Here is a 9,165-nt window from a genome sequence, read left to right on the forward strand (position 1 = left end):
GCCATTATTCCAAGTAAAGACACCCTTAATATACAAAACAGTTATCAATCCAAATCCTCAGGGATTGGAATATCAATAAGTAACCCGTTGATAGACAGTGTACGTAATATTCATGACATTTTTCAGTCTCATGGTAGTAAGGTCGATAAACACAAAAAATTATTTGAAAGTGAACTCCCGGCTTTTGGGGCAGACATAGCTAACCCAACCCAGCTACCTATTACGCTTAATCATTCAAGCAGTAAACAAAAATCCAGCCTCTACGGTGAATATCAAAATGGCAGCAGCTTAACCGCTGCGGGTAACATTCAACTGCATGCCACTAAAAGTCAAGCTCGTGATGCTCAAGGCAATTTAACGCATGGCGATGTAATGATAAGTGGTGCGCAGTTAGCCGCCGGTGAAAATATCATTATTGAAGCCAATCGTGATGTCAATATTACCACCTCAACCGATAAGCAAAACGAGCACAATAAATCCAGCAGTAAACAGACCAATATCACCTTAGGGGTACCTACTGCTGGCTCAAGTATTCGCTTTATTAATGGCAGCCCAAATCATGGAGTGGGCATGTTACCGTATGGTGACCAACGTAACGGTGAACAACATCATGCCGATGCCACAGCGCAAAATCCGTCTTCATTAACGGCGAATAATATTTACATTAACAGTAAAGAAGGTCATGTTAATATCACCAGTAGCCAAATTGCTGCGGAAAAAGACATCAACATTAAAGCCAATAAAGGCAATATTACCGTCAATACAAGTAAAGATGCGTCTCGTATTGAAGAAAAAGGCTATCATAAACAAGTCGGTGAACTCGGTGGTGACGGCTACAGTGGTACTGTGGGCTGGCAAGAATCCCGCTATAAAAATTTGGAAAACAAGTCCACCCAAAGTAATATTCGCAGTGAGATTACCAGTGCTAAGGGTAATGTCAATTTGTGGGCCGGTGAGGATATTCGTCTGTCTGGTACCGATATTACCGCCGATAAATCGGTGAACTTAACCGGTAAAAATGTGATTATGGATACCAGTGAAGATGATAAGTTACTGCAATCACAAACCCAAGATAAGCAATACGGTATTACGGTTTCTACATCGGGCTATTTTGTCAGTGCCTCTCAAGCGATTGATAAAGCCGCTAAATCCGTCGAAAATCATGACGATAAACGCTTGTCTGCCATTTATGCCGCCAAGGCAGCGGTTAATGCGGGGCAAGCAAAATTTAATACATCAGGTATCAATCATGTCAGTACCGGTATTGAAGAAAATAATAATGGTATGTCATCGTCCTTAGTCAAAGTCACCGTGAGCGCTACAGCCAATAATGCCAAACAAAAAAATGAGTACCACCATCATTCCCAATCCGGTACCGTTATTCATGCCGGTCAAAATGTGAATATCACAGCGCAAGAAAACATTGAAGGCAAAGGGGTGGATATTCAAGGGCACAATATTAATCTTAATGCCGGCAATGACATTAAATTCGATGCAGCACAAAGTACCGAAAAGATTAAAAACCGGGATTCTGGCAACCATTATGGGGTTGGCGTTGGATTTGGGTTAATTGGCGGACAAAACGGCTTCTCCGTAGAAATAGCAGCCAGCCAGTCAAAAGGTAAAGAAAACGGTTATTCCGAAATTAATCACAACAGTAAAGTAACTGCCGGTAATGCGCTGAACATTCACAGTGGGCGTGATGTTATCTTAGACGGTGCCGAGCTGGCAGGTAATCGGGTGACTGCAAATATTGGGCGTGATTTGATAATTAGCAGCGTTCAAGATAAAGAAAAACTCGATTCTAAACACACCTCATCCGGTGCCAATGTCAGTATTTGCGTTCCCCCTATCTGTTATGGGGGCAGTCAAGCCAGTGGTAACTTTAGTCAAGATAGGATGAAAAATGACTATGCGTCGGTCAATGAACAATCGGGCATTTTTGCTGGCACGGGCGGCTATGACATTACCGTGGGTAACCATACCCAGTTAAATGGTGCGGTGATTGCATCAACAGCGGATAAAGACAATAATCGGTTAGATACCGGTACTATCGGCTTTACCGATATTAAAAACAAAGCGGAATTTGAAGTAGATAGCATTGGGATGGCAGGAGGCACCAGTCATACCGATGGTAACCCAAAACCGAATGGCGGGATGCCATCGATATATGAGCACGATGATAAAACCTCAAACATCACCCATTCGGCAATCAGTGAGGGAGAATTAATCATCCGTGACACGGACAAACAAATCCAAGATATAAATGAACTCAGTCATGACACTGAGCAGGCACACCACAAACTCAACCCTATCTTTGATAAAGAAAAAGAACAAACCCGACAAGAAATTGTCACCGGCTTAAAAGATTTAGGTGCCGAGATTAAAGACCTAAAACAAGCCATGGATAAACAAAATAACCATGGCAATGAAAACAAAATGGGCAGTGACTTTAATAAAGGCGTCGATTCTGCTATTGCCATTATCACAGGCATGATGACAGGCGATATCGCCGGCGGCTTAGCCGGCGCCAGTGCCCCATGGTTGGCTGAGCAAATCAAAATACAGGCGGGCGATAATGAAGCCGCCCGTTTAATTGCCCACGCCATATTGGGTGCGGCCGTTGCCGAGCTACAAGGCAATTCAGGGTTAGCTGGGGGCGCAGGGGCGCTTACGGGTGAAATTGCTGCGGATATCATTCGCAAACAGCTATACGGTGATAAAAGTGTTAACCAGCTAACCGAAGAAGAAAAACAAAACATCAGCGCCCTCGCCCAACTGGCCGCCGGACTTGCTACAGCCAGTGCTGGCGGTAGTATCAGTGAGGTCAGCGCTGCAGTCAGCAGCAGTAAAAATGCGGTTGAGAATAATGCCATTTCTGGGCAATTCGCAGGAAAAACAGACGAAGAAATAAAAAAAATGCTCCACGCTCAAGCTAATTGTGAAAATGATAGAGAAGGATGTAAATTAGTAGGTACAATTGTTGCTGGTACTATATTAGCACCAATATTAATACCACTCTTACCAGAAGAGGCTATTATTGGCGGAGCTTTGGCAGGTACAATTAATACTGGAGCACAATATATTACAGATGAAGATGGTAATATTAACTGGGTTGATGTTGGAATCACAACAGGAGTAGGTGCAATTACAGGAGGCTTAGGTACAGGATTCTGGGGGACAATCAGTTGGAATGCGGCTGGGGGTGCATTATCGAATCAATTAGATGGTAAAGATCCTGTAACAGGTGCCATAATTGGTGCTGGCTCATCAACAATTGGTTATGGCGTTGGGAAATATGCAGAAAAAGGACTCCGTCCAATCTTTAATCCAGCAGCAAATAAATATATTCATGAAACAAATAAAGGTTTTTTAGGGATAACAGGGCATTTTAATGAAAGTTCTATTCCTGCTATTGGAGGAACTGTAGCTGATTCTATATTTGGTACAATGACAGAAAATTATATTAAAGAAAAAGTTGGTAAAAACAAAAATGAAAAAAAATAGAAAATTTTTGGCATTATTATATTGTGTAACTGTAGTTCCTTTTCTGTTTTTTTGTAGTGCAATTATAATTCAATTAACCATCTCAATAATACTGTTTGTTATGTATAATGTAGATTTTATATATGGCGTTAATGATATATATATAGCTTGTAAGGTAGCTTGTTTTGGTATTCCTACAGGGATAGCATTTTGGTATTTAGAGTGTCGTCGCTATGGAATTAAAATATTTGGTAAATAATATTATCCCAGCTTTAATGCTGGGATTTTATCTTGTCAAAAATTTTGTATCTTTGTTATTTAAAGATAGCAGTTAATACTTTGACTAAATCAGATAATTAATTTTTTAATTACTAATTTCGGCTTAGCACTGCTTTAACCATTATTATTTTATACACCATTGTAGAAAATAAAGCCTACTTGTTGCATTGCGCATTGTGTCATATCTCCTTCTATCTAAAACATAAAAAATACATTAAGTTACTATTTTTACTTACAAAAAATCAGTCAGGAAAGTTATTGATTTTATTTAAGTTTTCTTGGTGTTTTTTTGTGCTAGCCATAGCGGTAGTGATATCCAAGATGTGAATACAGCGATTGCTGAAGGGAAAAATGCGGTTGAGAATAATGGTTTAAGTTGGGCTGCTGGTGGATTGGGTGGCGATTTTATTGGTCTTTCGCCTGAAACAGGAGCCAATTATGAAGGTATCCTCCATGCCTCAGCAGCAGGTTATTTAACTCAAGAAGAAACAGACGAAGCACTAGAAAGGCTCATAACAGGTAAAGATATGCCTAATGGTAGCGATTATGTTGAACTCTGGATGCGAGCCCCAGAGCAAATAGGTGCATTTTTACCAGGACCAATTAGTGCCGCTATGGCGGCACTTGCTATGGCTGATAAGTCTTTAACCGACACTGACAAAGCTGATTTGATTTCAGTATTAAATAAAGCTACAGGTGATTATTTATCTGGTGCAAATACTGAATCTTTATTAGAATTAAATACTGCTTTAAGTCGATTTGGTGCCCAAAGTACAAATAAACAATTCCAACAATTTATAAAAGAAAAAGTTGAGAATAATGTAGCAACATCTCAAAAAGGCAATAAATCAAGTAAGTTTGGCGAGCATGCCAAAAATGAAAAAGAAATAAAAGCTGGAAAGGGGAAGGAAGTTAATAAACCTTTAGGATTAGGTTCGACAGGTCGTAATACCCCTGTTAACCTAAATGAAAAATTAGCGCTTGAGCAAGCGATATCCAATCCTACTGCAGGAAGACAATTACCCGTTCCTATGACAGATAAAAGGTGGCCAGCATCTGATGGTTGGGTGAAAATGTCTCAAAATATTAATGGAATAGAAATTCATTATGTAAGAAATACTAAAACAGGTGCTATTGATGATTTCAAATTTAAGTGAGTGTTTTTATGTTAGTTAAATGTATTTTTAATTCAGGAAGAAATTTACCAATTGATAGTCGTTGTCTTGGTGAAACAGATGAAACTGATTATTCTTTCTTAGAAATTGGAAGAGAATATACCGTTTATGGGTTAATGTTTTATTCATGTAGAGTTGATTACTTAATTTGTTCTAGAAAAGATAATCCTGTATGGATACCTGCTAATTTGTGTGAAATTATAGATGATAAATTATCTTCTAATTGGTCAATTTGTATAACTGATTTAAATGAAGATTATAAAGTATTGAATGATAATTTTAAAATACAATCAATTGTAAGTTATTATGAACTAGTCACTTCAATTTCTCATTACATAGGTCTTATTGAAAGGGAGCCAAATGATATAAAACGTTTTTTTATTGAAAAGGAAAAAATGGATGAACAATTAGGTTATATAATTAACTAATATGAAATGGAAAATACAGTCTATTCTAAGTTTAAATTAATTTATATAAATAATGATAAATAAAATTTTCATTTAAAAAAAACAGTATATTACTATTATTTTTTTGAGCTCAGTAACAAAATCCACTAACTTGCTTGGTTGGGTTTTAAAGATAATAGGCAACCCACATAAAATCCAAGTTACTCAAACATCTCCCTTTAATGGTGAGTTGTGGTCAGGAGTTGGGTTATATTCTATACATGTAACTCATGATGCAAAACAGCTTAGTTAGCTACTAAGCTGACACTTTGTGCTTGTTTGATTTTTTGCTTAGCATGCACTTGAGTGATTATTATTTTTATGCGTTATTGTAGAAAATAAAGCCTACTTGTTGCATTGCCCATTGTGTCATATTTCCTTCCATCTAAAACATAAAAAATACATTAAGTTACTATTTATGGCTGATAAGTCTTTAACCGACACTGACAAAGCTGATTTGATTTCAGTATTAAATAAAGCTACAGGTGATTATTTATCTGGTGCAGATACTGAATCTTTATTAGAATTAAATACTGCTTTAAGTCGATTTGGTGCCAAAAGTACAAATAAACAATTCCAACAATTTATAAAAGAAAAAGTTGAGAATAATGTAGCAACATCTCAAAAAGGCAATAAATCAAGTAAGTTTGGCGAGCATGCCAAAAATGAGCAAGAAATAAAAGCTGGAAAGGGCATTGTTGGGAATTCTTTAGAATGGAATTCTTGGCAAAATTACAAAAAAACGACTATTAACGGTAAACAATATGCACAGGTTGGCGACAGATTATATTCACAACATGCGATTGATAGAATGCAACCATCAGGATTAGGATCTCCAGCCGGTACAGTTGGTGCTGGGCGTAATATTTCTCCTGGAATTGTAGAGTACACTATACAGAATGGAACAAAAACGATTTCTAAGGTTAATGGTGTAGAGAGGACTGTACATTGGAGTGGTGATGTAGGTGTTGTCACTGAAAATAACGGTAAAGTTATTGTGACCATTTTAAGACGGAGTGAAAAGTGATGAAGTGGATATATCCTGATATTGTTGATAAATTGAAAAAAAAATGTGATTCTTTTTTAAACAAAGAAATTGGGGTGGAAGAAATACAATCTAGTATTTATGAAGCTGAACACCAAATTCTAGCATTAGAAGAGAAATGGTTAAGGGAATTACTTTTTGATGCAGAAAATCAAATTGAATTAAACCGTTATACGATAGATAGCGATAATTTAGAGCTATCTGTCGAACCCATCATTAAGAATATAATAACAAAAATATCATAGTGGCAATGATCCCTACCTAATCAGTAGGGATCTCTCTTTCTGTTTAGTAGAAAATATAGGAATTAATGCTGTAAATACCCCCAAACTTAGTACACAACTTACGTAAAAAATTAAGCTGCTTGTTTTAGTGTTTTATACTCAATCGGTGTCATGTTATTTAATGCCTCATGCGGTCTTTCGGTGTTATAAATCGTTAACCATTATTCGGTTAATTCTCCTTGCTTGTGTTAAGTTGTTAAAAAGATATAAGAGGCTCAATTAGCTGGAAAGGGAACAGCTGAAAATATCAACCTCAATGCAATTAATTTTGATGCTAATCAATTAATCGACAACAATAATACCATCTTACTAGCCAAAGGGACCATTAATCTTCAGGGGGCGATATTAGGTAAAAAACGGGTAGCGCTATTAGGGGATAATGTCAATAACCAAGGTCTGATTGATGCGGGCGCCATCATTATTCAAGCGAAAGATAGCATCAACAGCAGCGGCAGATTAAATGCGGATAAATTGGCATATTTACAAGCCAATAACGACATCAACTTAAATAGCACCACCTCAACCACCGAAACGCATTACGGTGCGAGCAAAAGTAAAAACACCGTGATTGACCAAATTTCAAGTATCAACGTCAATGATGGTGATATTTCCTTAAAAGCAGGACATGACATCAACTTAGGCGCGGCCTTATTGGTCAATGGCGGTGAAGACGGCGTCACTAACGTGATTGCGGGGAACGATATCAATTTATCGACCTTAAAAACGCAAAGCTATCAAGACACAATATGGAATAAAAATCACACCCGCAAGGTTGATATTGAAGAAACGGTGGGCAGTGAAATTTTAACCAATGGCGACCTAAACTTAATTGCGGGACATGATATTTTAGCGAAATCGGCAGAGCTATCGAGCGATAAGCGCGTAAACCTATTAGCCGAACATGATATTGATATTGGCAGTGAGCAAGAACGTTTACAGTTAACCGAGCATCACAAAACCAAAACCAAAGGCGTCCTTAACAAAGAGTCAACCACTGAAAACATTGCGGTAGATAACATCACCCAAAAAGGCAGTGGGATTTATGGTGATAGTGTGAACATCAAAGCGGGGAATGACTTAACGGTGACCGGTAGCCAAGTCATTGGTACGCACAATGTGAGTCTTGAAGCTGGGAAAGATATCACCATTAATACCGCAGAAGAATCGTATTACCAAAAACACGAAAACAAAACTAAAAAATCTGGGTTTTCAAGCAGCGGGTCAACCATCAGTTACAACAAACAATCGAGTAAAGCAACCTCCACGGTCAATGAAGTTAACCACTCTAATGCCGCAAGCATCGTTGGCACCTCAGGGGGTAATGTGATTATTTCTGCCGGTAAAAAAGTGACCATTGAAGGCAGTGATATCATTGCAGGGCGAGCACAAGGTGATACGCAGCGAGCCACGGGACACATTGATATCACGGGTGAAGATATCGCCATTATTCCAAGTAAAGACACCCTTAATATACAAAACAGTTATCAATCCAAATCCTCAGGGATTGGAATATCAATAAGTAACCCGTTGATAGACAGTGTACGTAATATTCATGACATTTTTCAGTCTCATGGTAGTAAGGTCGATAAACACAAAAAATTATTTGAAAGTGAACTCCCGGCTTTTGGGGCAGACATAGCTAACCCAACCCAGCTACCTATTACGCTTAATCATTCAAGCAGTAAACAAAAATCCAGCCTCTACGGTGAATATCAAAATGGCAGCAGCTTAACCGCTGCGGGTAACATTCAACTGCATGCCACTAAAAGTCAAGCTCGTGATGCTCAAGGCAATTTAACGCATGGCGATGTAATGATAAGTGGTGCGCAGTTAGCCGCCGGTGAAAATATCATTATTGAAGCCAATCGTGATGTCAATATTACCACCTCAACCGATAAGCAAAACGAGCACAATAAATCCAGCAGTAAACAGACCAATATCACCTTAGGGGTACCTACTGCTGGCTCAAGTATTCGCTTTATTAATGGCAGCCCAAATCATGGAGTGGGCATGTTACCGTATGGTGACCAACGTAACGGTGAACAACATCATGCCGATGCCACAGCGCAAAATCCGTCTTCATTAACGGCGAATAATATTTACATTAACAGTAAAGAAGGTCATGTTAATATCACCAGTAGCCAAATTGCTGCGGAAAAAGACATCAACATTAAAGCCAATAAAGGCAATATTACCGTCAATACAAGTAAAGATGCGTCTCGTATTGAAGAAAAAGGCTATCATAAACAAGTCGGTGAACTCGGTGGTGACGGCTACAGTGGTACTGTGGGCTGGCAAGAATCCCGCTATAAAAATTTGGAAAACAAGTCCACCCAAAGTAATATTCGCAGTGAGATTACCAGTGCTAAGGGTAATGTCAATTTGTGGGCCGGTGAGGATATTCGTCTGTCTGGTACCGATATTACCGCCGATAAATCGGTGAACTTAAC

At 38.4% G+C, this 9,165-nt stretch carries 6 protein-coding genes and 1 pseudogene; 6 read left to right on the forward strand and 1 reads right to left on the reverse strand.

The window, feature by feature from the left end; translation table 11 throughout:
• The 5 genes from A9G34_RS05730 to A9G34_RS05755 form a co-directional block, all read left to right on the forward strand.
• A partial coding sequence (locus A9G34_RS05730; protein ID WP_176701476.1) for a hemagglutinin repeat-containing protein occupies window positions 1–3,507 on the forward strand: 3,507 nt, incomplete at its 5' end.
• Window positions 3,508–4,046: 539 nt separating this feature from the next.
• Window positions 4,047–4,922 carry a hypothetical protein gene (locus A9G34_RS10980; protein WP_255306769.1) on the forward strand — a complete coding sequence of 292 codons (876 nt, stop codon included), beginning with the start codon at window positions 4,047–4,049 and terminating at the stop codon, window positions 4,920–4,922.
• 8 nt (window positions 4,923–4,930) lie between these two features.
• On the forward strand, window positions 4,931–5,368 hold the full coding sequence (locus A9G34_RS05745; RefSeq protein ID WP_065569187.1) for a hypothetical protein: 438 nt from the start codon (window positions 4,931–4,933) through the stop codon (window positions 5,366–5,368).
• A 436-nt stretch (window positions 5,369–5,804) separates the two neighbouring features.
• A complete protein-coding gene (locus tag A9G34_RS10880) occupies window positions 5,805–6,413 on the forward strand; it encodes a hypothetical protein (RefSeq protein WP_081295282.1) in 609 nt (202 codons plus the stop codon).
• Window positions 6,413–6,676, forward strand: coding sequence for a hypothetical protein (locus tag A9G34_RS05755; RefSeq protein WP_065569188.1), 264 nt, complete (start codon window positions 6,413–6,415; stop codon window positions 6,674–6,676). Before A9G34_RS10880 ends, A9G34_RS05755 begins: the two co-directional genes overlap by 1 nt.
• Before the next feature lie 110 nt (window positions 6,677–6,786).
• On the opposite strand, the pseudogene A9G34_RS11125 reads toward A9G34_RS05755, so the two are convergent.
• Window positions 6,787–6,876, reverse strand: a pseudogene (locus A9G34_RS11125) (integrase core domain-containing protein); the annotation flags it as partial.
• Window positions 6,877–7,186: 310 nt separating this feature from the next.
• On the opposite strand from A9G34_RS11125, the gene A9G34_RS05760 reads away from it, so the two are divergent.
• Window positions 7,187–9,165: hemagglutinin repeat-containing protein (locus A9G34_RS05760; protein ID WP_176701477.1), on the forward strand; the 1,979-nt coding region annotated here is incomplete at its 3' end.

Source organism: Gilliamella sp. Choc4-2 (assembly GCF_001690355.1).
GTDB lineage: Bacteria > Pseudomonadota > Gammaproteobacteria > Enterobacterales > Orbaceae > Gilliamella > Gilliamella apicola_A.